The sequence below is a fragment of the Mycobacterium sp. P2_H7 genome (genome assembly GCF_056403275.1).
The window spans coordinates 1-349 of the sequence record NZ_JBFUFU010000093.1 but is presented as its reverse complement, the minus strand read 5'-3'; the positions used below and the strand labels follow the sequence as shown (position 1 = coordinate 349).

The window sequence follows — 349 nt, the reverse complement described above, 5'->3', positions numbered from 1 at the left end:
ATCATAACAATCCGGGCTTCGAGATCGCGGCACTCATCAACCGTTCCGACGTGCCGCTGCCGGAAGGGCTGTCGGGCTATGGCATAAGGCGCTCTTTCGACGACGCGTTGCGCGATGAAAAGCCGGACGTGGCCTGCATCGCCACCTATTCCGACAGCCATGCCGACTATGCGGTGAAGGCGTTCGAGGCCGGCTGCCATGTCTTTGTCGAAAAGCCGCTGGCGACGACGGTGGCCGACGCCAAGCGCGTCGTTGCGGCGGCAAAGGCTAACGGCCGGAAACTGGTGATTGGCTATATCCTGCGCCATCATCCGTCCTGGGTCAGGCTGATCGCCGAGGCGCGCAAGCT

General features: G+C 62.5%; 1 protein-coding gene. It reads left to right on the top strand.

The features are described from left to right. A partial coding sequence (locus AC1DY7_RS31510) for a Gfo/Idh/MocA family protein (protein WP_477497682.1) occupies positions 1-349 on the top strand: 349 nt, incomplete at both ends.